Annotated in this window: 20 protein-coding genes; 11 read left to right on the forward strand and 9 right to left on the reverse strand. The window is 70.2% G+C overall.

Annotated features, from left to right (window positions below; all coding sequences use genetic code 11):
- Positions 1-54: 54 nt before the first annotated feature.
- The 3 genes from J2847_RS22720 to ptsP are packed head-to-tail and all read right to left on the reverse strand — an operon-like array spanning position 55 to position 5,366.
- Positions 55-1,833: a fructose-specific PTS transporter subunit EIIC gene (locus tag J2847_RS22720; protein ID WP_209781100.1), complete on the reverse strand. Its 1,779-nt coding sequence runs from the start codon at positions 1,831-1,833 to the stop codon at positions 55-57.
- 36 nt (positions 1,834-1,869) lie between these two features.
- The gene (gene pfkB / locus J2847_RS22725; protein WP_209781101.1) at positions 1,870-2,820 is read right to left on the reverse strand and encodes a 1-phosphofructokinase; all 951 of its coding nucleotides are present in this window, start codon (positions 2,818-2,820) and stop codon (positions 1,870-1,872) included.
- On the reverse strand, positions 2,817-5,366 hold the full coding sequence (gene ptsP, locus J2847_RS22730) for a phosphoenolpyruvate--protein phosphotransferase (RefSeq protein ID WP_209781102.1): 2,550 nt from the start codon (positions 5,364-5,366) through the stop codon (positions 2,817-2,819). The genes pfkB and ptsP overlap by 4 nt, the downstream gene beginning before the upstream one ends.
- A gap of 268 nt (positions 5,367-5,634) precedes the next feature.
- On the opposite strand from ptsP, the gene J2847_RS22735 reads away from it, so the two are divergent.
- Positions 5,635-6,636 (forward strand): LacI family DNA-binding transcriptional regulator, encoded by a 1,002-nt coding sequence (locus tag J2847_RS22735; RefSeq protein WP_209781103.1) that lies wholly within the window; start codon positions 5,635-5,637, stop codon positions 6,634-6,636.
- A 120-nt stretch (positions 6,637-6,756) separates the two neighbouring features.
- On the opposite strand, the gene nhaA is transcribed toward J2847_RS22735, so the two are convergent.
- Positions 6,757-7,974, reverse strand: coding sequence for a Na+/H+ antiporter NhaA (nhaA, locus tag J2847_RS22740; protein WP_209781104.1), 1,218 nt, complete (start codon positions 7,972-7,974; stop codon positions 6,757-6,759).
- 195 nt (positions 7,975-8,169) lie between these two features.
- On the opposite strand from nhaA, the gene J2847_RS22745 reads away from it, so the two are divergent.
- Positions 8,170-9,084, forward strand: coding sequence for a LysR substrate-binding domain-containing protein (locus J2847_RS22745; protein WP_209781105.1), 915 nt, complete (start codon positions 8,170-8,172; stop codon positions 9,082-9,084).
- Between the two features lies 1 nt (position 9,085).
- Here the strand turns inward: J2847_RS22745 and J2847_RS22750 are convergent, their stop codons facing one another.
- A complete protein-coding gene (locus J2847_RS22750) occupies positions 9,086-10,039 on the reverse strand; it encodes a LysR family transcriptional regulator (RefSeq protein WP_209781106.1) in 954 nt (317 codons plus the stop codon).
- Positions 10,040-10,271: 232 nt separating this feature from the next.
- Between J2847_RS22750 and J2847_RS22755 the strand changes: the two genes are divergently transcribed.
- The 9 genes from J2847_RS22755 to J2847_RS22795 all read left to right on the forward strand — a co-directional run bounded on the left by J2847_RS22755 (position 10,272) and on the right by J2847_RS22795 (position 19,966).
- Positions 10,272-11,606 (forward strand): acyclic terpene utilization AtuA family protein, encoded by a 1,335-nt coding sequence (locus J2847_RS22755; protein WP_209781107.1) that lies wholly within the window; start codon positions 10,272-10,274, stop codon positions 11,604-11,606.
- A 3-nt stretch (positions 11,607-11,609) separates the two neighbouring features.
- Positions 11,610-11,972 carry an AtuA-related protein gene (locus J2847_RS22760; RefSeq protein ID WP_209781108.1) on the forward strand — a complete coding sequence of 121 codons (363 nt, stop codon included), beginning with the start codon at positions 11,610-11,612 and terminating at the stop codon, positions 11,970-11,972.
- The gene (locus tag J2847_RS22765) at positions 11,969-13,165 is read left to right on the forward strand and encodes an ABC transporter substrate-binding protein (protein ID WP_085558132.1); all 1,197 of its coding nucleotides are present in this window, start codon (positions 11,969-11,971) and stop codon (positions 13,163-13,165) included. Before J2847_RS22760 ends, J2847_RS22765 begins: the two co-directional genes overlap by 4 nt.
- 48 nt (positions 13,166-13,213) lie before the next feature.
- A complete protein-coding gene (locus tag J2847_RS22770) occupies positions 13,214-14,110 on the forward strand; it encodes a branched-chain amino acid ABC transporter permease (RefSeq protein ID WP_085558133.1) in 897 nt (298 codons plus the stop codon).
- Positions 14,107-15,915: a branched-chain amino acid ABC transporter ATP-binding protein/permease gene (locus J2847_RS22775; RefSeq protein ID WP_209781109.1), complete on the forward strand. Its 1,809-nt coding sequence runs from the start codon at positions 14,107-14,109 to the stop codon at positions 15,913-15,915. Before J2847_RS22770 ends, J2847_RS22775 begins: the two co-directional genes overlap by 4 nt.
- Positions 15,909-16,634, forward strand: a complete 726-nt coding sequence (locus J2847_RS22780; RefSeq protein ID WP_209781110.1) for an ABC transporter ATP-binding protein — start codon at positions 15,909-15,911, stop codon at positions 16,632-16,634. Before J2847_RS22775 ends, J2847_RS22780 begins: the two co-directional genes overlap by 7 nt.
- A 40-nt stretch (positions 16,635-16,674) precedes the next feature.
- Positions 16,675-18,132, forward strand: a complete 1,458-nt coding sequence (locus J2847_RS22785; protein WP_209781111.1) for an aldehyde dehydrogenase family protein — start codon at positions 16,675-16,677, stop codon at positions 18,130-18,132.
- Between the two features lie 27 nt (positions 18,133-18,159).
- Positions 18,160-19,323: an iron-containing alcohol dehydrogenase gene (locus tag J2847_RS22790; protein ID WP_209781112.1), complete on the forward strand. Its 1,164-nt coding sequence runs from the start codon at positions 18,160-18,162 to the stop codon at positions 19,321-19,323.
- A 91-nt stretch (positions 19,324-19,414) separates the two neighbouring features.
- On the forward strand, positions 19,415-19,966 hold the full coding sequence (locus J2847_RS22795) for a P-loop NTPase family protein (protein ID WP_233474717.1): 552 nt from the start codon (positions 19,415-19,417) through the stop codon (positions 19,964-19,966).
- Positions 19,967-19,989: 23 nt separating this feature from the next.
- Here J2847_RS22795 and J2847_RS22800 read toward each other — a convergent pair whose 3' ends face one another.
- The 4 genes from J2847_RS22800 to J2847_RS22815 form a co-directional block, all read right to left on the reverse strand.
- Positions 19,990-20,694 carry a glutamine amidotransferase gene (locus J2847_RS22800; protein WP_209781113.1) on the reverse strand — a complete coding sequence of 235 codons (705 nt, stop codon included), beginning with the start codon at positions 20,692-20,694 and terminating at the stop codon, positions 19,990-19,992.
- A 77-nt stretch (positions 20,695-20,771) separates the two neighbouring features.
- The gene (locus tag J2847_RS22805) at positions 20,772-21,317 is read right to left on the reverse strand and encodes a carboxymuconolactone decarboxylase family protein (RefSeq protein ID WP_209781114.1); all 546 of its coding nucleotides are present in this window, start codon (positions 21,315-21,317) and stop codon (positions 20,772-20,774) included.
- An 85-nt stretch (positions 21,318-21,402) separates the two neighbouring features.
- The gene (locus J2847_RS22810; protein WP_209781115.1) at positions 21,403-22,122 is read right to left on the reverse strand and encodes a hypothetical protein; all 720 of its coding nucleotides are present in this window, start codon (positions 22,120-22,122) and stop codon (positions 21,403-21,405) included.
- A gap of 40 nt (positions 22,123-22,162) precedes the next feature.
- Positions 22,163-22,804, reverse strand: a complete 642-nt coding sequence (locus tag J2847_RS22815) for a MarR family winged helix-turn-helix transcriptional regulator (RefSeq protein WP_209781116.1) — start codon at positions 22,802-22,804, stop codon at positions 22,163-22,165.
- Between the last annotated feature and the right edge of the window lie 512 nt (positions 22,805-23,316).

The raw sequence follows: 23,316 nt of genomic DNA on the forward strand, positions 1-23,316 counted from the left end.
GGGCGGGCCGGCCAAGCAATGGCCGTGGGCGCCGCCCGATCCCTCCACTCACTGTCAGGCCGCTGAGGCCGCGGCCTTCCCGGCGGCCGAAGCCGCCGTGACCGGCTTCTTCAGCAGGCGCAGGGCGATTGCCGTGACCAGCGTGCCGGCGACCAGCGCCACGATGTAGCCGCCGAGCTGCGTCACCGCGTTGGGGATCGGCAGCACGAAGATCCCGCCATGGGGGACCTTCAGCTCTGCCCCGATGCCCATGGAGATGGCGCCCGTCAGCGCCGCCCCCGCCACCAGCGCCGGGATCACCCGGAACGGGTCGCGGGCGGCGAAGGGGATGGCGCCCTCGGTGATGAAGGCGATGCCGAGCACGGCGGCGGCGTTGCCGGCCTCGCGCTCCTCGCGGGTGAAGCGGTCGGCGAACAGCTTGGTCGCCAGCGCCAGCCCCAGCGGTGGCACCATTCCGGCGGCCATGGCGGCGGCCATCGGCGTGTAGATTTGGCTGGCGATGAGCCCGGTGGAGAAGGCGTAGGCCGCCTTGTTGACCGGACCGCCCATGTCAAACGCCATCATCGCGCCGATCAGCAGGCCCAGCAGGATGGCGCTGCTGCCCTGCATGCTCTTCAGCCAGTCGCTGAGCCACGCCAGCGCCTGCGCGACGGGTGCGCCGACCACGTAGATCATCAGAAGTCCGGTCAGCAGCGAGCCCAGCAGCGGCAGGATCAGCACCGGCTTCAGCCCTTCCAGGTTGCGGTGCAGCCGGATGTGGCGGTTCAGGAAGGCGGTGCCGTAGCCGGCGATGAAGCCGGCGACGATGCCGCCGAGGAAGCCGGCGCCGAGGCTGGCGGCCAGCATGCCACCGACCATTCCGGGGGCGATGCCGGGCCGGTCGGCGATGGAGAAGGCGATGTAGCCGGCCAGCGCCGGAACCATCAGGGCAAAGGCCGATTTGGCGCCGATCTGGAACAGGGCGTAGCCCAGCGTTCCGGCGTTGGACTCCTCGTAGACGTAGATGCCGCCCAGCGCGAAAGCCAGCGCGATCAGCAGCCCGCCGGTCACCACGAAGGGCAGCATGAAGGACACGCCGGTCATCAGATGCTTGTAGGGGCCGGTGCGCTGTGCCGCGCGCTCCGCCTTGCCGGCGGCGACGGAGTCGGCCAGATGGGCGGCGCCCTCAGGGCCTCCATGGACGGTCGCTTCCGTCAGCGCGCGCTCGACCAGCGCCTTGCCGTTGTTGATGGCGGGCTTGGTGCCGCTCTTGAACAGGCGCTTGCCGGTGAAGCGGGCGAGATCGACCTGGGTGTCGGCGGCGATCAGCACCACGTCGGCGTCACGGATCTCGGCCTCGCTCAACGTGTCGCGGGCGCCGACCGAACCCTGGGTCTCGACGCGCGCATGATGGCCCAGCGCCGTGGCCGCCTGCTGGATGCCTTCGGCCGCCATGAAGGTGTGGGCGATGCCGGTTGGGCAGGAGGTGATGGCGACGATCCTTTTCGACGCCGGTGCGGCCGGTGCGGCCGCAACCGTCGCCGTGGCGGGGACGCCGCCCAGAGCGCTGCCCAGAACCGCCCGCGCGTCGGTCAGCACGGCGTCCAGCGCCGCGACGGTGCGCGTCAGGCCGGCGAAGCGCTCCTCGTCGAACGCGCCGGTGCCGACCAGCAACACGCTCTGGGCGCCCTGAATCGCAGCCGTGTCGAGCGGCGCCTGGATGCCGAGGCTGCTGCGCAGCTCGACCTTGATGCTATGCCCCAGATCGGCCGCCGCCTTGCGCAGGGCCTCGGCGGCGAGAACGGCCTGGGTGCTGAAATCGCCCGCCGTGATCACGGCCAGCAGGTTCGCCATGGTGTTTCCTCCCGGGCGGCTTGGAAGCGCCCCTCGTTACAGGTCCGTGAGTTCCACTTGGGCGGCCAGCGCCCGCACCGTTGCCTTGTCCGGCAGGTTGGGGCCGAACTGCCCGAGCTTGCCCACCGCGAAGGCGATCGACAGGCGCGCCACCTCCTCCAGCGGGCTGCCGGCGGCGAAGGCGGCGATCAGGCCGGCGACCATCGCGTCGCCGGCCCCGACCGTGCTCAGCGGGTTGATCGCCGGCAGGCGCCCCCGGATGGCGCGGTCGCCCGACACGAACAGCGCGCCTTCGCCACCCAGCGACACCACCACCACTTTGACGCCGCGCCGGTGCAGATCGCGGGCGGCGGCGAGGAGATCGTCGAGGCTTGGCAGAGGGGCCCCGGCCCATTCCTCCAGCTCGTGGCGGTTGGGTTTGACGCAGTGGAGCGGAATGCCGCCGGCGGCCCCGAGCGCGGCCGTCAGCGGCGCGCCGCTGGTGTCGAGCACCGTGCGCGCGCCAAGGGACGCCAGATCCGCCGCCAGTGTGGCGTAACTGTCCGCCGGCAGACCGTTCGGCAGGCTTCCGGCCAGCAGAGCCAGCGCCCCCGGCGCCATGCGGTCGTGCAACGTCCGCCGCACCCGCTCCAGCGCCGCCGTATCGACGGTCGGGCCGGGCAGGTTGATGTCCGTGGTGTCGGCCGACTCAAGGTCGGCGATCTTGATGTTGGTCCGCGTCTCCCCCGCCAGCCGGACAAAGCCGTCGGTGATGGCCTTGGCACGGAACAGCGCGTCGAAGGAGGCGGCGTTGTCGGTGCCGAGCAGCCCGCCGGCGACCACCGGCACGCCCCAGTCGGCGAGGCAGCTCGCGACGTTCACGCCCTTGCCTCCGGCGTTGTGGCGCACCGCCCTGGCGCGGTGGACGGTTCCCGGTCGCAGGGCGTCGAGCGTGATGGTCTGGTCGATCGCCGGATGCAGCGTGATCGTCAGGACGGGGGGGCTCATGATGCCGCCTCCGTGCCCGCTGCTCCGGCATCGGACGTTCCGGCATCCAGCGCGCGCACCGCGTCGGCGGTCTCGCAATCGAGCGCCCGCCGAGCCAGATCCCGCAGTGCGGTCAGGCTGCTGTCGCGCAGCCGGTCCTTCACGCCGGGGATGTCGCGCGGCGTCATCGACAGCTCGCGCACCCCGAGTCCGGCCAGCAGGGCGGCGCCGAAGGGATCGCCGGCGATGCCGCCGCAGACGCCGACCCAGCGCCCGTGCCGTTCGGCACCCTCCACCGTCATGCGGATCAGGCGAAGCACGGCCGGATGCAGGCTGTCGGCCTCGGCCGCCAGCTCGGGATGCTGGCGATCCACCGCGAGCGCATACTGCGTCAGGTCGTTGGTGCCGATGGAGAAGAAATCGACATGGCGGGCCAGCGCGTCGGCCATCACGGCGGCGGCCGGCACCTCCACCATGATGCCGAGCGGCACCGCCGGGGCGTCCAGTTCGGCGCGGATGCGGTTGCAGGCGGCGCGCAGCGCCTGGATCTCGGCCAATGTGGTGATCATCGGGAACATGATCGACAGCGCGCCGGGCCTGGCCTCCCGGGCGGCGCGGTAGAGGGCGCGGAGCTGCGGTTCCAGCAGCTCGGGTTGGCGCAGCAGCAGACGGGCGCCGCGCACGCCGAGGAACGGATTCTCCTCGTGCGGCAGGTGGAGGTGCGGCACCTGCTTGTCGCCACCGATGTCGAGCGCGCGCACGATCAGCGGACGGCCGTCCAGCGCCGCCAGCATGGCGCGGTAGGTTTCGAACTGCTCGTCCTCGCTTGGCGCGTCGCCGCGCTCCAGGAACAGGAACTCGGTGCGCATCAGTCCGACCGCCTCGGCTCCTTGCGAGAGGGCGACGGGCACCTGGTCCGGGCGGTTGACGTTGGCGCCGATCTCCACCGCGTGGCCGTCGCGGGTGCGGGCGGGTAGGCCGCGCCGCTCCTCCTGTAGGGCCCTGCGGACGCGCTGCTCCTCGATCCAGCCATGGGCGGCGGCGAGGTCGGTGTCGGTCGGGTTCAGGAACAGGCGGCCGGACTGGCCGTCGAGGATGGCCGGCGTGCCGTTGGCGAGCCCCGTCAGCGCCGCACCTCCCGCCACCATCGCCGGAAGCCCCAGCGTGCGCGCCAGGATCGCGGTGTGCGAGGTCGGGCCCCCCTGCGCGGTCGCCAGCCCGATCACCCGCGCCATGTCCAGCCCGGCGGTGTCCGATGGCGACAGGTCGTCGGCGATCAGGATGCAGGGCGTGTCCGGCAGGTCGTGCAGGGTGCCGCCGCGCAGGCTCGGGTCGATGCGGGCCAGCACCCGGCGGCCGACATCGCGCAGGTCGGAGGCACGGGCGGCCAGCACCGGGTTGGGCAGGGCCGCCAGCGCCGCCGCTCCGCTCTCGACCGCCTCGTGCCAGGACCAGCCGGGGCCGTGCCCCTCCACCATCAACTGGCAGGTGCGGGTGATGAGGTCGGTGTCGTTCAGCAGTTCGGCCTGGGCGGTGAAGATTCCGGCCTCCGCCGGTCCCAGCCGACGGGCGGTGTCGTCGGCCAGGGCCTTCAACTGCTGGCGGGTGCGGTCCAGCGCCTCGTGCAGGCGGTTGCCGCCGTCGATCAGTGATTCCGGACGATCGGGAACCGCTGGCGGCGCGGTCAGCACGACATGCACCGGCCCGATGGCGAGGCCGGGGCTGGCAGCCACACCGGCGATGGCGGGCAGGGCGGTCGGCGGGGTCCAGCCCTGGACGGGGGCGCGGGCCTTGCGTTCGGCCGCCGCCGCGTCGGCCTGTTCCTTGGCGGTCAGGCGTGTGATGACGCCCTTCATGCGGGCGGCGGTGGTCGCCGCTTCGGCACCGTCGGCCGAGACCACCACCCGGTCGCCCATGCGCAACCCAAGCTGGAGCAGGGCCACCAGCGTCTTGGCGTCGGCGACCTGATCGCCATGACGGATCTGGACGCGGCCGGGGGCGGCGCGGGCGGCCTCGACCCAGGCCGAGGCCGGGCGGGCGTGCAGACCAGTCGGATAGTCCACCGTCCATTCGAAGCGCTCGGCCAGATCGGCCGCTGGGCCGGCTGGGGTGGGGGCCGCCGTTTCCTCCGACAGCGCGCCCAGCAGCAGGGCCGGGGCAGTGGCGATGAACAGCGCGTTCAGCCGTTCCTCGTCCTGCATCAGCCGGGTCAGCCGCCGCAGCACGGCGATGTGCGCATCCGACCGCGCGGCGATGGCGACCACCAGCCGGGCGGTCTGCTCCTCGTTCCATCGCACGCCCTGGGGGATCTGGAGGATGGCGATGCCGTTGCGCCGCACAAGCTCGCGGTCCTCGACCATGCCGTGCGGGATGGCCACGCCATGGCCGAGAAAGGTGTTCGCCGCCCCCTCGCGCCGGATCATGCTGTCGACGTAGGCCGGGTCGATGCAGCCGGCGGCGATGAGGAGCTGGGCGGCCTCGCGGATCGCCTCCTCCTTGCCGGCGGGGGTGGCGCCCAACCGGACCAGATCCGGGAGCAGGGGGACGCTGAGCGTGTCGGGAGCCATGGCGGTCCTTCCTCCGATTTTGTTCTTGTCTCTTGCCGTGTCGCGGCGTCGCCGGTCGGCACCAAAAGAAAGCAGGCTTCTGAAAACGTTTTCACTGAAAACGTTTTCATTGGCCTTGTCAATGGCTGTTGCGTTGCAACAAAACAATCCTTGACGGAAACGGGCTTGTGCCCTGTCAGCAAATAGGTGATTTTGGAGCCATGGCAATGGAAACGTTTTCACTGGGCCTGCCGAACTCTGCGTGGAGCAGCCCCAACCGGAGCGCCCGATGACCGTCGGCATCAAGGACGTGGCGCGGGCGGCCGGCGTGTCGGTCGCCACCGTGTCGCGGGTTCTCGGCAACGGTCCGGTCAGCGAGGCGCTGCGCAAGCGGGTGGAGGAGGCGGTTCGCGCCACCGGCTACCGGCCCAACCTGTCGGCCCGGCGTCTGCGGTCGCAGCATTCGCAGACCATCGGGCTGGTCGTCTCCGACATCCGCAACCCCTTCTTCACCGCGGTCGGCCGCGCCGTGGAGGAGGAGGCGTACCGCGCCGGCATGCGGGTGATCCTGTGCAACAGCGACGAGAATCCCGAACGCGAGCAGCTCTATCTCGGCCTGATGCAGGAGGAGCGCATCACCGGCCTGATCTTCGCCCCGACGCGGGCGACGCTGGAGCGGATCGACGGGCTGGGGCTGGATTTCCCCGTGGTGCTGATCGACCGCAGCGGGCCGCCGGGGCTGCATGATTCCGTGGTGCTGGACAACGCGCAAGCCGCCGCCGCGCTGGTGGAGCATCTGTTCGTCCGCGGCTACCGGCGGATCGGCGGGCTGTTCGGCAACACCAGCACCACCGGGATCGAGCGGCACGAGGGCTATCGCGGCGCGCTGGCTGCGCGCGGGCTGCCGGCCAACGCCCGCTTCATCCCGCCCAACGCCGACGCGGCGGAGGAAGCGGTGATGCGCTGGCTTGCCGGACCGGAGCGACCGGACGCCATCATGGCCAGCAACAGCCTGTTTCTGATGGGGGTGATCAAGGCGATGCGGCGGCTCGGCCTGTCGACCCCCGGCGACCTCGCCGTCGCCGGTTTCGACAACGAGCCGTGGACCGAACTGGTCGGGCCCGGCCTGACGGTGGTCGAGCAGCCGGTGGACGAGATCGGCCGCGCGGCGGTCAGCCTGTTGTTCGAGCGGGTGGAGACGCCGCAGCGTCCGGTCCGCAAGGTGGTTTTGCCGGGCCGTTGCGTGCTGCGCGGTTCGACGGCCGTCGCCGCTGTGGCGTCCGCCGTTTGAGAACCGCATCCGCCATCCGCGATGGCGGACCCGGCGGACCCGGCGGACCCGGCGGATAGGGCGCGCGCGGTCGGTCATCCTCTGCCGACCACGCGCCTCCCTCCGGGGATGGATCTCGAACTAGCGGCTGACCGGCGCCGTGGCCATCTCCGGCTCCGGTCGCGCCGTCCGCAGGAGCAGCGCTCCGGTGAGAGCGGATGCCACGGAGCCCAGCAGGACGCCAAGCTTCAGGTCGTTCTGCAAGGCCGGCTGGTCCGGAAAGGCCAGCAGGCCGATGAACAGGCTCATGGTGAAGCCGATGCCGCACAGGAGAGAGACGCCGTAGACGTGGCGCCAGTTCGCGTGCGGAGGCAGAGTGGCCCATCCGAGACGGATCACCGCCCATGTCGCGGCAAAGACGCCGGCCTGCTTGCCGAGGAAAAGGCCGAGCGCGATGCCCAGCGGAACGGGCTGGACGAGCGAGGCGGCCGACGTTCCGGCGAACGAGACGCCGGCGTTCGCAAAACCGAAAAGCGGAACGATGGCAAACGTCACCCACGGCGCAAGGGCGTGTTCGAGCGTGTGAAGGGGGGAATCCGGACCGTCCGCGCCGGCGGGGGCCTGGCGCAGCGGGATGGTCAACGCCAGCACGACGCCCGCCAAGGTCGCATGGACACCGGACCGCAGGATGAGGAACCAGAGAATGGCGCCCAGCGCAAGGTAGGGCGACAAGGCTTTCACGCCGAACCGGTTCAGGCCGATCAAGGCCGCTGTGACCAGCCCGGCCGCGCCGAGCGCCGCGGCGTCCAGGGTTCCGGTGTAGAACACCGCGATGATGAGCACCGCTCCAAGGTCGTCGATGATGGCCAGAGCCGTCAGGAACACCTTGAGCGCCATCGGCACGCGTGGACCGAGCAGGGACAGGACGCCAAGCGCGAAGGCGATGTCGGTTGCGGCCGGGATCGCCCATCCGCTGGGCCGGCCGTCCACGCCGAGATTGCAGGCGAGATAGACCAGGGCCGGGACGATCATGCCGCCGATGGCGGCCGAACCGGGGAGGACACGCCCGGACCAGGTCGAAAGCTGCCCATCGATCGTCTCGCGCTTGATCTCCAGCCCAACCATGAGGAAGAACAGGGCCATCAGCCCGTCATTGATCCAGTGCAGCAGGGAAAGGCCGCCGACATGGGTGTCGAGGCTGTCCGCATACAAGCCGGCGGCCGGCGAATTGGCGACGAACAAGGCCAGCGCCGTGGCGGCCATCAGGACGATGCCGCCTGAGGACGAATTCTCGAGAAACTGGCGGGCAAGGCTGCGGACACCGCGAGGTTGGGGCCTGGATGTTTGATTGGCGGACATGGGAGGGCGCTCTCCGGGCAGGGGTGATCGAGGTCTCCGTATCGGGATTGACCCGGCGCACGCAGCACACGCCGTCTTCGCACTGTCGGTCAGCCGCAGGGAGCGGCCGCGCCCCCCCCAGAAAGCACGTCCGGATGAAAATGGAAAATCGATATCTTCGTTTACTCTTATAGATAAAATCTATAATGTCCCTTCATGCCCCGCATCCAACAGCTTCGCTATCTCGTCGCCGTCGCTGACACTCTGAGCTTCAGCAGGGCGGCGGAAGCCTGCCACGTGACGCAGCCGACGCTCAGCATGCAGTTGAAGGAGCTCGAGGAGCGGCTGGGCAGCCGGCTGGTCGAGCGGACGCGCGCGCGCGTCATCCTGACTCCCGTCGGCGCGGAGATCGCCCGCCGCGCGCGAAACATCCTGGCCGAGGTGGAGGACATTCGCGAGATCGCCCGCCGCGACGATCCCGACGCCCTTCAGGGAACGCTTCAGATGGGGGTGGTGCAAACCGTGGGTGCCTATGTGCTCTCGCTGGCCATGCCCTCCTTGCGGGAGACCTTCCCGCATCTGCGCATCTTCGTGCGCGAGGATCGGCTGGAAGTCCTGCCGAGAAAACTGTCCGACGGCGTTCATGACGTGCTGCTTCTGCCGGACGATCCCAACCACGCGGACTTTACCGCGGTCCGCCTGATCCGCGAACCCTTGCAACTGGTGCTTCCCGCGGATCACCGCCTGGCAAGCCGGGAAACGGTGAGCCCGGAGGATCTGTCGGGAGAAACCATTCTGACCATGGAGCGCGGACATCGGCTTCATGACCAGATCGCAAGGCTTTGCAGCGACGTGGGTGCGATTCACGCCCGCGACTACGCCGGGACCACCCTGGACACCCTGCGCCAGATGGTGGCGACCGGAATGGGGCTCTCCCTTCTTCCGGCGCTGTATGTCCGCTCCGACGTCCTGCGCGAGAAGCTGGTCGTCGCGCGTCCCCTGGCCAAGGGCGCCCCTACCCGTGACATCATGATGGTCTGGCGGAATTCGTCCTCCCGCCAGAGCACCTATGCCCTGCTGGCCGAAACCATCCGCGAATGCCTGATTCGCTGGGAGGAGCCGGAACGCTGAGTCAGCCCACGGGCCAAGGGCCATCCTCCCGACGGACGCCGTCGGGGGCGTGAGGGACAACGCTGCCCGGCCCGAACGCCGCGCGGAGATACTCGGCGAAAGCCTCGCTGAGCGGAGGAAGGGTGCGACCGGCCTTGCGGATGATCCTCACCGAGCGGGAGAAGCCGGCGGAGTCGATGGGGCGGGAACGCAGGCCGGGCTCCGCGCCGATCTCGCGGGCCGATCCCGGCAGGATGGTCAGGCCCAGTCCGGCGCGCACCATGGCGACCGCCGTCATCATGTAGGTCGCCTCGCACACCGGCTTGGCGATGAGCCCGGCGTTGAGGAACGCCTCGTCGACAATTTCCCGCACGCTGGTTGCCGGGTCCATCAGCACGAGCGGCAGATCCGCCAGCGTCGCGATGGTCACGCTCGGCAGGCCGGCGACCGGGTGGTCCTTCGGGAAGACGACGTGCAGCCGGTCGCTGGCCTCCAGCAGCGTTTCGATGTCCTGTCCTTTCACCTCGCCGCCCATGACACCGAGATCGACCTCTTCGGAACGGACGAGGGCGAGGACGCGGCCGGCGATCACGTCCTTCAGAACGAAGGACGCGCCGGGGTGGCGTTCGCGGAAGGAGCGGATCGCGTCCGGCAGCACCCCGGCGGCGACGGTCGGCAGCGCCGCGACGCGGACGATTCCCCGGCGCTTGGCGGCGATCTCGTGGGTGTCGACCACCACCGCATCCAGGTCGTGGACCATGCGCTGGAACACCGGCAGCAGCTCGCGCCCGACGCGGGTCAGATTCACCGTGCGCGTGTTGCGGTCGAGCAGCTTCACGTCCAGCGCCTCCTCCAGGCGGCGGATCTGCACGGTCAGGGTCGGTTGCGCGACGTGGAGCAGGTCGGCGGCGCGCGTGAAGCTGTGGGTCTGCGCCACGGCGAGGAAGGCGCGGATTTGGCGCAAGCTGAGATCCATAGCTCATCTCTATTACTGAGATTAAATCTATTCAATTGTTTAACAGAACAATCCCGCCCAGGATAGTCCGCGCAACGACAGGGGCGCCCCGCCGGCCGAACGGACCGGCGGGGCGCGAACCGGAAACGTCGAAGGGGGGAGGGACATTATGCCGGCTTTCATCGCGGGCGCCGCCGGGGCGATCACGCCTTGCGCCGCGTCCGGCCGCGCGCCGCTCTGAGGACCGTTCTTCATGCACAGCATCAGGATCGGGTCCGGCGCCGGCTATTCCGGCGACCGGATCGAGCCGGCCATCGAACTCGCCGAGCGGGGCGGCCTCGACTACCTCGTGTTCGAATGCCTCGCGGAGCGCACCATCGCGCTGGCCCAGCAGGTGCGGCGGCGCGACCCCGACGGCGGCTATGACCCGCTGCTGGCGACCCGCATGGGGGCGGTGCTCGGGCCGTGCCGGCGCAACGGCGTCCGCATCGTCACCAACATGGGGGCGGCCAACCCGCTCGCCGCCGCCGCCGCGACCCGCGCCGTCGCCCGCAGCCTCGGGCTCGACGGCCTGCGGATCGCCGCCGTCACCGGCGACGACGTGCTGGAGGCGGCCCGCGCCGCCGACGTGGCGCTGGAGGAGGGCGGCACGCTGCGCTCGCTCGGCGACCGCGTGCTGTCGGCCAACGCCTACATCGGCGCCTTCCCGATCGCCGAGGCGCTCGCCGCCGGGGCCGATGTGGTGATCACCGGGCGGGCGGCCGACCCGGCGCTCTTCCTCGGGCCGATGGTCCACGCGTTCGGCTGGGCGGCGGACGATTGGGACGCGCTGGGGCGCGGCACCATGGCCGGCCACCTGCTGGAATGCGCCGGGCAGGTCACCGGCGGCTATTTCGCCGATCCCGGAGTCAAGGACGTGCCCGGCCTCGCCCGGCTCGGCTTTCCCATCGGCGAGGTCAGCGCTGATGGCGAACTGCTGGTGACCAAGCTTCCGGGCACCGGCGGGCTGGTCAGCGCCGCCACCGTGAAGGAGCAGCTTCTCTACGAAATCCACGACCCGGCCCGCTATTACCAGCCCGACGTGGTCGCCGACTTCTCGGGCGTGCGCGTCGAGGAGGCCGGCCCCGATCGTGTCCGGGTTCGTGGCGGGCGCGGGGCGGCGAGGACCGGCCTGCTGAAGACCTCGATCGGCTATGTCGACAGCTGCATCGGCGAGGGACAGATCTCCTACGCCGGGCCAGGCGCGGTCGAGCGCGGGCGGCTGGCGCTGGACATCGTCCGCGACCGGCTGGCGCTGACCGGGGTGCGGGCCAGCGAGATGCAGTTCGACCTGATCGGGCTGGACGCCTTGCATGGCGACCGGCTGTCGCGCGGCCACGCGCCCTATGAGGTCCGCCTTCGGGTCGCCGGCCGCACGGTGACGCTGGAGGAGGCCGCGCGGATCGGCAACGAGGTCGAGACGCTCTACACCAACGGACCGGCCGGCGGTGGCGGCGCCTGGAAGTCGGCGCGCGAGATCGTTGCCGTCGCCTCCGCCCTGCTGCCGGAGAGCGCCGTCCGCCCCATCGTCACCCTGCTGGAGGCGTGAGCCGTGAAGCTCCGGGACATCGCCCATTCGCGTTCCGGCGACAAGGGCAACATCTCCAACATCTCGGTCATCGCCTTCGACGAGACCGACTATCCCTTCCTGGCCGAGCATGTGACGGCCGCGCGCGTCGCGGCGCATTTCGACGGGATCGTGACCGGAACGGTCACCCGTTACGAGCTGCCGGCGCTGGGCGCCCTGAATTTCGTCCTGACCGGGGCGCTGGGCGGCGGCGTCACCCGCTCGCTGGCGCTCGACGCCCACGGCAAGGGCATGAGTTCGGCCCTGCTGGATCTCGAACTGCCCGATCTCGAACTGCCGGCTCCCGACCGGCACCCAAACAATCAAAACGGAGGAGAACGCCCATGACGACGCCCTTTTTGAAAACCCTGCTGGCCGCCACCGCCGGCCTCGTCATGACCGCGACGATCCAGGCGCAGGCGGCAGACCCGGTGAAGATCGCCTACAACGGCGACATCTCCGGCTCGCCCTCGGCGGAATCCGGACAGATCGGCGTGCTCGGCATCGGCGCCGCCGTGGAGGACATCAACAAGCGCGGCGGCGTGCTCGGCCGGCCGCTGGAGTTCCTGATCCGCGACGATCTCGGCCAGCCGCCCAAGGCCATCCAGAACATGACCGACCTGATCGACCGCGAGAAGGTCTCGGTCGTCTTCGGGCCGACCAACTCCGGCAACGCGCTGGCCTGGAAGCACATCGCCAACCAGAAGAAGATGCCGGTGCTGGTCTCCAGCGCGTCGAGCACCGCGATCACCGAGGGGCCGGCCAGCGGCAATTACCTGTTCCGCGTCTCGATGGTCGATCGCGAGCAGGCCGCCGCCCTGCTGGCCTACGTCAAGAAGAACCCCGAGGCGAAATCGGTCGGCTTCTTCGTCGAGACCACCGGCTACGGGCAGGCCGGGCTGAAGGATCTGGAGCAGATCGCCGCCCTGCACGGCATCAAGCCCGCCGCCACCGAGAAGTTCGACGCGCGCGACACCGACATGACCTCGCAGCTTGCCAAGGCCAAGGCGGCCGGGGTGGACACGCTGGTGGTCTGGGCGCAGGCCGCCCCGCTCGGCCATCTGGTGCGCAGCATGGAGAAGCTCGACTATTTTCCGAAGGTCTTCACCACCTGGGCGGCCTCCTTCAGCGGCTTCCCCGAGGTGGCCGGACCGAAGCTGATGGAATGGCCGGTCTTCCTGACGACGTCGAGCGAGCGCAAGTCGGACGCCTCCAAGGCGCTGTTCGAGCGGATCGGCCCGAAGCTGGCCAACCCGTCGATGTTCTGGGCGGCGAGCCAGGCCTACGACACGGTGCTGCTGTGGGCCGCCGCCGCCGAGCAGGCCGGCAGCCTGAAGGGCGAGGAGGTGCGGGGCGCCCTGGAATCCCTGAACAAGCCGGTCGCCGGCATGGTCAAGACCTACGAGAAGCCCTTCTCCACCGCCCAGCACGAGGGGCTGACCGCCTCCGACTACCACTGGTCGCGCTGGAAGGACGGCAAGGTCGTCGATTTCAACGACCCGGTCCTCGACGGGCTGCAACCGGCGGACTTCAAGAAGTGAGGCGGCCGGCGCATCGCGACAGGGGCCACCGGGACGGGAATTGACACCATGCTGCAAGCCATCATCGGCGGGCTGACGCTGGGCAGCGTCTACGCCCTGATCGCCCTCGGCTTCAACCTGACCTACACCACCACCCGGACGCTGAACTTCGCGCAGGGCGATTTCGTGTCGGTCGGGGCCTTCGTCGGGCTGGGGACGGTGGGGGTGCTCACCGCGGCGCTCGGCGCCGACGCCGTCGGCTATGTCTGGTTCTACGCGCTGGCGGCGGTCGCCGCGGCACTGGCGATGGGGGTGCTGGGGCTGCCGCTCTATCTCGCGGCGATCCGTCCCTTCGCCGGCAAGCCGGGCATGTCCTGGGTGGTCAGCACCATCGGCTTCGGCATCGTCCTGCAAAGCGCGGCGCTGTCGCTGTGGGGGTTGGGGGCGCGGATGCTGGCGCCGCCCTTCGGCGACGAGGTGTTCCGCGTCGGCGAGGTCGGCTTCCGCTCGCAGGAGCTGGTGGTGATGGCGCTGGCCTTCGCCATCCTCGGCGGCTTCGACATCGCGATGCGCCGCACGGCGCTCGGCCGCTGCATGCGGGCGGTGGCGCTGAACCGCGACGCCGCCGCCCTGATGGGCATCGACGTGCCCCGCGTCATGGCCCTGGCCTTCCTCGCCAGCTCCGCGCTTGCCGGACTGAGCGGGGTTCTGGTCGCCCCGATCCTGTCGGCCTCCCTCTTCATGGGGGTCATCATCGCCCTGAAGGGCTTTTCCGCCGCCATCATCGGCGGCCTGACCAATCCGCGCGGCTGCATGGCCGGCGGCCTTCTGATCGGTCTGGTCGAATCCCTCACGGCCCTGTGGAGCGCGCAATGGCGGGAAATCATGGTCTTCCTCTTGGTCATTCTGGTGCTGGCCATGGCGCCCAACGGGATGTTCGGCCGCAAGCTGGTGGAAAAGGTATGAGGACCGAGACCGCAACCCGGCCGGCGCCGTTCCGCCCCGCGATCCTGCGCGCGGTTCCGGCGCTGGGCGTCGGGGCCGCGCTGGTGGCGCTCGCCCTGACGTTGACCAACGACTTCCACCTCTACGTCGCCTTCATGGCCGGCGTGTATTACCTCTGCGCTTCCGGCATGAACGTGCTGGCCGGCTACGCCGGGCAAAAATCGCTGGGGCAGGCCGGGCTGTTCGCGGCCGGCGCCTACACGGTGGCGCTGCTGACCACCCGGCTGGAGGTTTCGCCGGTGCTGGCGCTGGCCGCCGCCCCCATCGTCGCCGCTGGGGTCGGCGTGCTGATCGCCCTGCCGTCGCTGCGGGTCAAGGGGCCGAGCCTCGCCCTGGTGACGCTGGCCTTCGGGCTGGTCGTCGAGAAGCTGGTGACGGAGTGGACCGACCTGTTCGGCGGGGCGCAGGGCGTCTACGGCATCGCGCCCCTGGAGTTCCAGGGCGAGCCCTTCGCGCTGCGCCACTGGGTGGTGCTGGTGATCGTGCTGGCGGTGGCGACGCATCTGCTGCTCGGCCATCTGTTGAACGGGCGGTTCGGCCGCGCCCTGCTGGCCTTGCAGAGCGACGAGATCGCCGCCGAGTGCGCGGGCATCTCGGTCTACCGCTACAAGATCCTGGCCTTCGTCGTGGCCGCCGCGCTGTGCGGGCTGGGCGGCGCGCTGGTGGCCCAGCAGAACCAGTATTTCAACTCCGACTTCGTGACCTTCCACCTGTCGGTCTTCATCCTGTTGCTGGTGCTGCTGGGCGGGGCCGGCAACCTCTACGGCCCCATCGCCGGGGCGGCCATCCTGACGGCGACCGAGGTGTTCCTGGCGCAATGGCCGTCGGTGCAGCATTTCATCTACGGCTCGATGCTGCTGTTCGCGCTCTACCTGATGCCGACCGGCGTCGCCGGGACCATCGCGCGGGTTCTGCCGCGCAAGGCGGTCGCCGAACCGGTGGTGACGGGAGCGCCGCTGACCCTCAGCCGGACCACGGACGATCCGGCCGGCGGCCCGCTGCTGGAGATGCGCGACATCGCCAAGGCGTTCGGCGGGGTGGTGACGGCCGACAAGGTCGGGCTGCGGCTGCACGCCCACCGGGTCCACGCGCTGATCGGCCCGAACGGCGCCGGCAAGAGCACGCTCATCAACATCCTGACCGGCGTCATCCCGGCGGATTCGGGCAGCATCCGGCTGGCCGGCGAGGACATCACCCGCGCCAGCGCCCATTCCCGCGCCGACCGCGGCATCGCCCGCACCTTCCAGAACCTGCGCCTGTTCGGGGCGATGACGGTGCTCGACAACGTGCTGGTCGGCGCCCACGCCCGCATCGGCGCCACCGGCCGCGAGGCCGAGGCCGTCGCCAAGGCCGCCGCCGTGCTGGAGTTCGTCGGGCTGGCCGAGCACGCCCAGGCGCTGGCCGGCAGCCTTCCCTATGGCCTGCAACGGCGGGTCGAGCTGGCCCGCGCGCTGGCCGGCGACCCGGTGCTGCTGCTGCTCGACGAGCCGGCCGCCGGCCTGAACCCGCGCGAGACGGCGGAACTGGGCCAGCTCATCAAGCGCATCGGCCGGCTCGGCGTCGCGGTGCTGATGGTGGAGCACGACATGGGGCTGGTGATGGGAATCTCCGACGAGATCGTCGTGCTTGACCGGGGCATCGTCATCGCCGAGGGCACCCCGCGGGAAATCCAGACCAACCCCCGCGTCATCGAAGCCTATCTCGGCCGCGAGGAAGCCCCGGCGGACGACGAGGCCGACGGCAAGGAGGAGGAGCGCGCATGCTGAGCGTCACGGATCTCAACGTCTCCTACGGCCCGATCCGCGCGCTGCGCGGCGTGTCGATGCAGGTCGGCGCGGGCGAGATCGTCGCCCTGATCGGCGCCAACGGCGCCGGCAAGAGCAGCCTGCTGCGCGGCATCACCGGCCTCGTCCCGGCAACCGGCCAAGTGCTGTTCAAGGACGCTCCCATCGGCGGGCTGACCACGCCGCAGCGGGTGGCGCTGGGCATCGCCATGGCGCCGGAGGGCCGGCAGGTCTTCACCGACCAGACCGTGCACGAAAATCTGCTGCTCGGCGGCCATCTGCTGCGCCGGCAGCCGCAGCGGGTCGAGGCCAACATCGCCCGCTTCTATGATCTGTTCCCCCGGCTGCGCGAGCGGCGCGAGCAGATCGCCGGCACCCTGAGCGGCGGCGAGCAGCAGATGCTCGCCATCGCCCGCGCCCTGATGTCGGAGCCGTCGCTGCTGATCCTCGACGAGCCGTCGCTGGGCCTGGCGCCGATCGTCACCGCCGACATCTTCAGGACTCTGGCCCGCCTGCGCAGCGACGGCATGACCATCCTGCTGGTCGAGCAGATGGCCAACCAGGCGCTGGCCATCGCCGACCGCGCCTATGTGCTGGAAGGCGGGGCCGTGGTGCTGGAGGGCGCCGCCGGCGCGCTGCGCCGCGACCCGCGCATCCGCGAAGCCTATCTGGGCGGCGACTTCGCCCACCGCGCCGCCTGACCGGCGGCCTTTCCCCATTCCCCTGCCTCGGATACCCATCATGACGACGCCTTCCTACGACTGCTTCATCGACGGCGCGTGGCGCCCGGCGCAATCCGGCCGGACCCTGGAGGTCCTCGACCCCGCCGACGGTTTGGTGCTGGCGACGATCGCGCGCGGCGAAGCGGGCGACATCGACGAGGCGGTGCGCGCCGCCCGCGCCGCCCTGCCGGGCTGGGCCGACTGCGTGCCGGTGCTGCGCGGCCGCGTGCTGTCGGCCATCGCCCGCCGCATCCTGGAGGAGAAGGACCGCCTCGCCCGCATCGAGAGCCAGGACACCGGCAAGCCGCTGGCCCAGGCGCAGGCCGACGCGGTCGCCGCCGCCCGCTTCTTCGAGTATTACGCCGGCGTCGCCGACAAGGTTCTCGGCACCTCCATCCCGCTCGGCCCCGACTACCACGACTTCACGGTGCGCGAGGCGCTGGGGGTGACGGCGCAGATCGTGCCGTGGAACTACCCGTTGCAGATCGCCGCGCGCGGTCTCGCCCCGGCGCTTGCCACCGGCAACACGGTGGTGCTGAAGCCGGCGGAGCTGGCGTGCCTCAGCGTGCTGGAGCTGACCCGCATCTGCCACGAGGAGGGGCTGCCGGCCGGCGTGCTCAACGTCGTCCCCGGCCTGGGGCATGAGGCCGGGGCGGCGCTGGCGGCGCACCCGGACGTCAATCTGGTGGTCTTCACCGGCTCGGTGGCGACCGGCTCGCAGGTGATGCGCGCGGCGGCGGAGAATATCGTCCCGGTGCTGCTGGAGTTGGGCGGCAAGTCGCCCAACATCGTGCTGGCCGACGCCGACCTCGACGAGGCGGTGCCGGTGCTCCTCAAGGCGGCCTTCCCCAACTCCGGCCAGACCTGCTCGGCCGGCTCGCGCGTGCTGGTGCAGCGCGCGGTGCACCGCGAACTGGTGGAGCGTCTGGCGGCGCGCTGCCGCGAACTGACGGTCGGCCCCGGTTTGCAGAACCCGGACATCGGCGCGCTGGTCAGCCGTGCCCAGCAGGGCAGGGTGCTCGATTACATCCGCATCGGCCGCGACGAGGGCGCCGAGGTCATCACCGGCGGCACGCCGCTGCCGGGTGTCGATCTCGACCAGGGCAACTTCGTGGCGCCGACCCTGCTCGACGGCGCCCGGCCGGAGATGCGCGTCCACCGCGAGGAGATCTTCGGCCCGGTGCTGACCATCCTGCCCTTCGACGAGGTGGAGGAGGCGGCGGCGCTTGCCAATTCCACCGATTACGGGCTGGTCGCCGGCATCTGGGGGCGCGACGTCGGCACCACCAACTGGCTGGCCCGCACCGTCAAGGCCGGACAGATCTTCATCAACTGCTACGGCGCCGGCGGCGGCGTGGAACTGCCCTTCGGTGGCTACCGCAAGTCGGGATTCGGGCGGGAGAAGGGGCTCGACGCCCTGCTGTCCTACACGCAGGTGAAGAACATCTGCACCCGCGTCGCGCTGCGCCGCTCCTGAACGCCCCGCTTCACGAGGTTCTTTCCCATGTCCTTTCCCGCCGTGTCCTCCTTCTCCTGCCCGACCAGGATCGTCTTCGGCGTCGGCGCCCACGAACAGCTTGCCGCCGTGCTGAGCGAATGGAAGGCGACGCGCCTGTTCGTGCTGCTTGATCCGGCGCTGGCGAACAGCGCCATCTTCCGCCGGGTCGAGGCGATCCTGGCCGACAGCGGCGTCGCCCTGTCGGTCTTCACCGGCATCGAGCCGGAACCGGGCGACCGGACGGTGTCCGCCGCCTTCGACCTCTGCCGCGAGGCGGAGGCCCAGGCGCTGCTGGCGATCGGCGGCGGCAGCACCATCGACGTGGCGAAGGCGGTCGGTATCCTGATGACCAACGGCGGCCGCATCGCCGATTACGAGGGCATCGAAAAGTTCGTCCGGCCGCCGCTGCCGCTGATCGCCATTCCCACCACCGCCGGCACCGGGTCGGAGGTGTCGGGCGCCTGCGTCATCACCGACAGCGCGCGCAAGACCAAGATGGCGATCCGTCACGCCGCCTTCCTGCCGGCCCAGGTCGCCATCCTCGATCCGCTCGCCGTCGGCTCGATGCCGGCGCACGTCGCCGCCCATGCCGGGATCGACGCCTTCGTCCACGCCTTCGAATCCTACCTGTCCAAGCGGGCGACCGCGTTTTCCGACGCGGTGAACCTGCACGCGATGACGCTGATCGCCGGCAGCATCCGCCGCTTCGTCGCCGACCGCGCCGACGAGGCGGCGGCGCTCGACATGCTGTGCGGCTCGGCGCTGGCGGCGATGTCCTTCGGCGTCACCGGGCTCGGCAACGTGCATTGCATGGCGATGTCGGTGGGGGCGCTGTTCCCGGTGCCGCACGGGCTGGCCAACGCGGTGTGCCTGCCCACCGCCGCCGCCTTCAACGTCCCGGCCAAGCCGGAGCGCTACGCGCGCATCGCGGCCATTCTCGGGGTGGAGGTTGCCGGACGGACGGAGGCGGAGGCGGGGGGGCTGGCGGTCGGCGCTTTGCGGACTCTCTGCGCGGATCTCGCCATCCCGCCGCGCCTGCGCGACGTCGGCGTGACCGAGGACAAGCTCGACGAGATGGCCCGGCGCAGCTTCGCGGCGGACTACAACCGCTGGAATCCGCGCCACACCAGCGAGGAGGATTTCCGCACCCTGTTCCGTTCCGCCTTCTGATTCGCGTCCCGGCCGGCCGGGAGGCGGAAGCCGGCGCGCAAATTCCGCTGGATCGGGCGGGGGGCATGAGTCTTCATGTCCCACCCGACCCATGACCGGATCCGTGCCCCATATCATGACGCTCGATGAACTCGGCCCCCGCCTCTGCATCCTGGGACCGTCGAACAGCGGCAAGTCCACGCTGGCGGTGGCGATCGGGCGCGCGCGTGGCCTGCCGCCGGTCCACCTCGACCAGCTTTATCACCGGCCGAACACCGACTGGCAACCCCGGCCGGTGGAAGAGTTCGTCGCCCTGCACGACGCCGCGATCGCCGACGCGGGCTGGGTCATGGACGGCAACTATTCCCGCTGCCTGCCGCAGCGGCTGGAGCGGGCGACGGGCGTCATCATGCTCAACGTCTCCACCCCAACCAGCCTGTTTCGCTACCTGCGCCGGTCCTGGTTCGAGCGCGATCGCCGCGGCGGGCTTGAAGGCGCCCGCGACAGCGTGAAGTGGGGGATGATCCGCCACATCACCGTCACCACCCCCGGAAACCGCAGGCGCAACCAGGAGACGTTCGACCGCATCGTCCTGCCGAAAATCCGGCTGGAAACGGCGCGCGATCTGGTCCGCTTTTACCGCTCCGAAGGGCTCGAACGATAGAGACGGCGGGCGACGGTGCCAACTCAGCCCAGGTCGAGGCCGGCGAGCCAGTCGGCGAAGAGGCGGCCTCCCGCTTCGCGCAGTCCCGGCCCATGCCGTCCGCTGTCGGCCCGCAGCGTGCGGGGATCCAGACCGGCGGCGGCGATTTCGCAGGCATGGCCGATCAGCCAGCGCTCGATGTCCTCCCCATCGACCTCGCCGTGAAATTGCAGGCCGAGCGCGTTGCGTCCCAGCGCGAAGGCCTGGTTCATGCAGGGTTCTGTCGAAGCGAGGCGTTCGGCCCCGGCCGGCAGGTCGAAGGTGTCGCCGTGCCAATGCAGCACGGCCGCGCCGTCGAGATGGGCGAGCGGCGAGGCGCGTCCGGCCGGCGTGAGGGCGAGCGGCGCCCAGCCGATCTCCTTGGCCGGTCCCGGATAGACACGCGCGCCGAGAGCCCGCGCCATCAACTGCGCGCCCAGGCAGACGCCGAGCGTCGGCCGGCCGGCCGCGAGCCGCCGCTCGAGAAGGCGCAGTTCGTCGGCGAGAAACGGATAGCGGTCATCCTCGTAGGCCCCGATCGGTCCGCCGAGCACGACGAGAAGGTCGGGCGCCAGCGGCTCCATGTCCCGCAGGTCGTCGCTGCCGGCGTCGCGGATCTGCGGCGTGCAGCCGGCTTGGCGCAGGACCGGCTCGATGATCCCGAGCCCCTCGAAGGCGATGTGGCGGATGGCGACGGCGGTCAACGGCATGGTGTTTCTCCTGCGGTGGTGGCGACGGCGGCCGGACGGTGGGGCGTCCGGCCGCCGCACGGCGTCGGGCTGCGGCGTCAGGCGGTGCGCGAGAGCGTCACCCCTGGGAAGTCGACCGGCACGTCGAAGGCGACGTTGACATAGTTCGTAAAGAGATTCAGCGCGACATGGGCCAGGATCTCGACGATCGCCTCGTCGTCGAAGCCGGCCGCGCGCAGGGCCTCGACGTCGGTCGCATCGACCGCCGCGCGGCTCTCGACGACCTTGACCGCGAAGGCGAGCGCTGCGGCCGTCCTCGGATCGGCCGAGCGGCCCCGTTGTGCGTCGGCCATCTCCCCGTCGGTCGCCCCGGCCCTGCGCCCGAGCGCGGTGTGGGCGGCGAGGCAATAATTGCAGTCGTTGCGGTCGGCGACCGCCACGGCGATCTGCTCGCCGAGCTTCGCGCCGATCTTGCCCTGGCCGAGCGCGCCGAACGAGCCCCACAGGCTGGCGAGGGCGGCGGGCGAGTTCGCGACGGCCTTGAACATGTTCGGAACGACGCCGAAGGCACCCTGGATCCGGTCGAGCGTCGGCTTGACGGCGGCGGAGGACGAGGCTGGATCGACGAGGTTGACGTGTGCCATGATGGCTTTTCCTTCTCTGTGCTTGGAGGGGGAGTTTTGGGCGGTCCGGCGATGGCAGTCGTCGGGCCGCTTTCCAATTCCGGCGTTACCGGCCGGGAACGACCTTGCCGGGCAGCGACAGGTTGCCGGAGGCGACCTTGTGGATGCCGGTGACGCAGAGCAGCGGCGTGTGCAGGTTGGCGTTGACCCGCAGGCCGGCGGTCACGCCGTCGAACGAGGCGGTCGCGATGGCGCCGAGCGTTTCCAGCGGGATGTGGACCTCGACGAGATCGGCCTTGAGATCGGTCCTGTATTCGGGGCTGTCGATCAGGAGCGGCACGCCGGGCCACGTCTCGGGCAGCTTCGGCCTCGCGCCCTCGGGTATGTCCTTGACCTTCAGGCCGCCGGGGCAGGCCCTGTCCTCGCCGAGGACGACCCAGTGCGGGTGCCAGCGGTCGCGGTTCCTGCCGCCATGGGCGGCGTCGTCGAAGTCGGGATGGAAGGTGACGGCGAGGGCGAGGATGCCTTGGTCTTTCTCGAAGCCGGCTTCGGCGGAGTTCAGGGATGTCGGCCAGACATAGGCGTAGACCTCCGACCCCTCGAACGTGCCGGTGGCCCGCGGCGTCGCCTTGCCGGCGTCCGCCCGGACGCGCGTGCGGAAGACGGCGTGGCCGTGATCGGTGACGATGCGCGTTTCGATGATGTCGAACGAGGCAATGACGGCTTGGTTGGCTGGTGTCTCGATCCCGTGGGCGGCGGCTCCGGCCGACAGGCCGCAGAGCGCCGCCGCCACGAGGCCGAGGCCCCGTGGAGTCCACAGTGTCATGATTCTGTTCTCCTTCTGATGGTTGGGCTTGGAGGGGCGGCTATCCCGTGAAGGCCGTCCAGGTGGCAGCCTGGACGGCGGGATCGGCCGCTTCGTGTTCGCCGCAGTCGAGCCGGAGATCCCGGTCGCCGATCGCGGCGTTCACAAAGGCGCAGTGATGGGGGTTGGCCTCGCCCGGATGGGCGTGCGGCCGGAAGTGGCGGCAGGTCACGCACAGGCGCTGGAGAGGGATGGCGCCGGCCTGTTGAAGGGTGCGGATGATCTTGACCTGGGCGAGCAGCAGGTCGGCCTGTTCGTTCGCCGAGAGCCCCGCCAGCGCCGCCGTGACCTGCGAGGCGGCCGAGGCGAGGCGGCCTCCCAGGTCGCGTCCCCCGTCCGTCAGACGGGCAATGACGGCCCGCGCGTCGGCGGGATCGGGCGTGCGTCGCAGCAGGGCCTTGCGTTCGAGCGCGGACAGCGTGTCGGCCATGCTGGCGGCCGTCACCGCCAGATGCGCGGCGATCTCCTTGGGTCGGAGGCCGGCGGGGCGCGCCGCCAGCAGAGCCAGCACCTGCGCCTGGGTCGGGTTGAGGCCCGCCTCGCCGGCCGCCGACCAGAGATCGGCGCGCAGCACCAGCGCGATGCGCTCGAAGCCTTCGCGCAGGCGGGCCAGGACGGGGGCGGGTTGGGGGGCGTGATCCATGGAGTTATAATTAGGAGTCCTATGTTTTTATGTCAAGCTGTTTTGAGGGGGCGTGCCCCGATGGGTGCGGCTCGCACATCCGCTTCGGAAAATTTGTGGGTGGGCCAAAAAAGGCGTTGCGTGGCCCAGCCAAAAACGCCTATACACCGCCTCCCGCGACGAGGTGTCGGCAACAAACTGATGTCAAATCGTGGGATATGGAAGATCAGGTTAAGTCGAAAAGAGCATCTAAAAAAGAAGCTTGACACGAAAAACCGGATCGTCTAAATAAACGGCAAGTCAAGCGGCAACGGATTAACAAGTTTGCTGGCTGGCCGATGCGGCGCTTTCGGAAGCGCTGCGGGATCATTGACAAGTGGATACCGTGTTGTGAGAAGGGATGCGCAGGCGGCGGTGCTTTTGGTGCCGTTGGAGCGAGGGTTCCGGTTCGGTTTGGGATCGGCACACACGCGGACGTCTGTTCGCATCCGAAGTTGAAGCAGTGATTTGAACGCAGAGCAATCTGCGTCGGG

This window comes from Azospirillum agricola, from assembly GCF_017876095.1.
GTDB lineage: Bacteria > Pseudomonadota > Alphaproteobacteria > Azospirillales > Azospirillaceae > Azospirillum > Azospirillum agricola.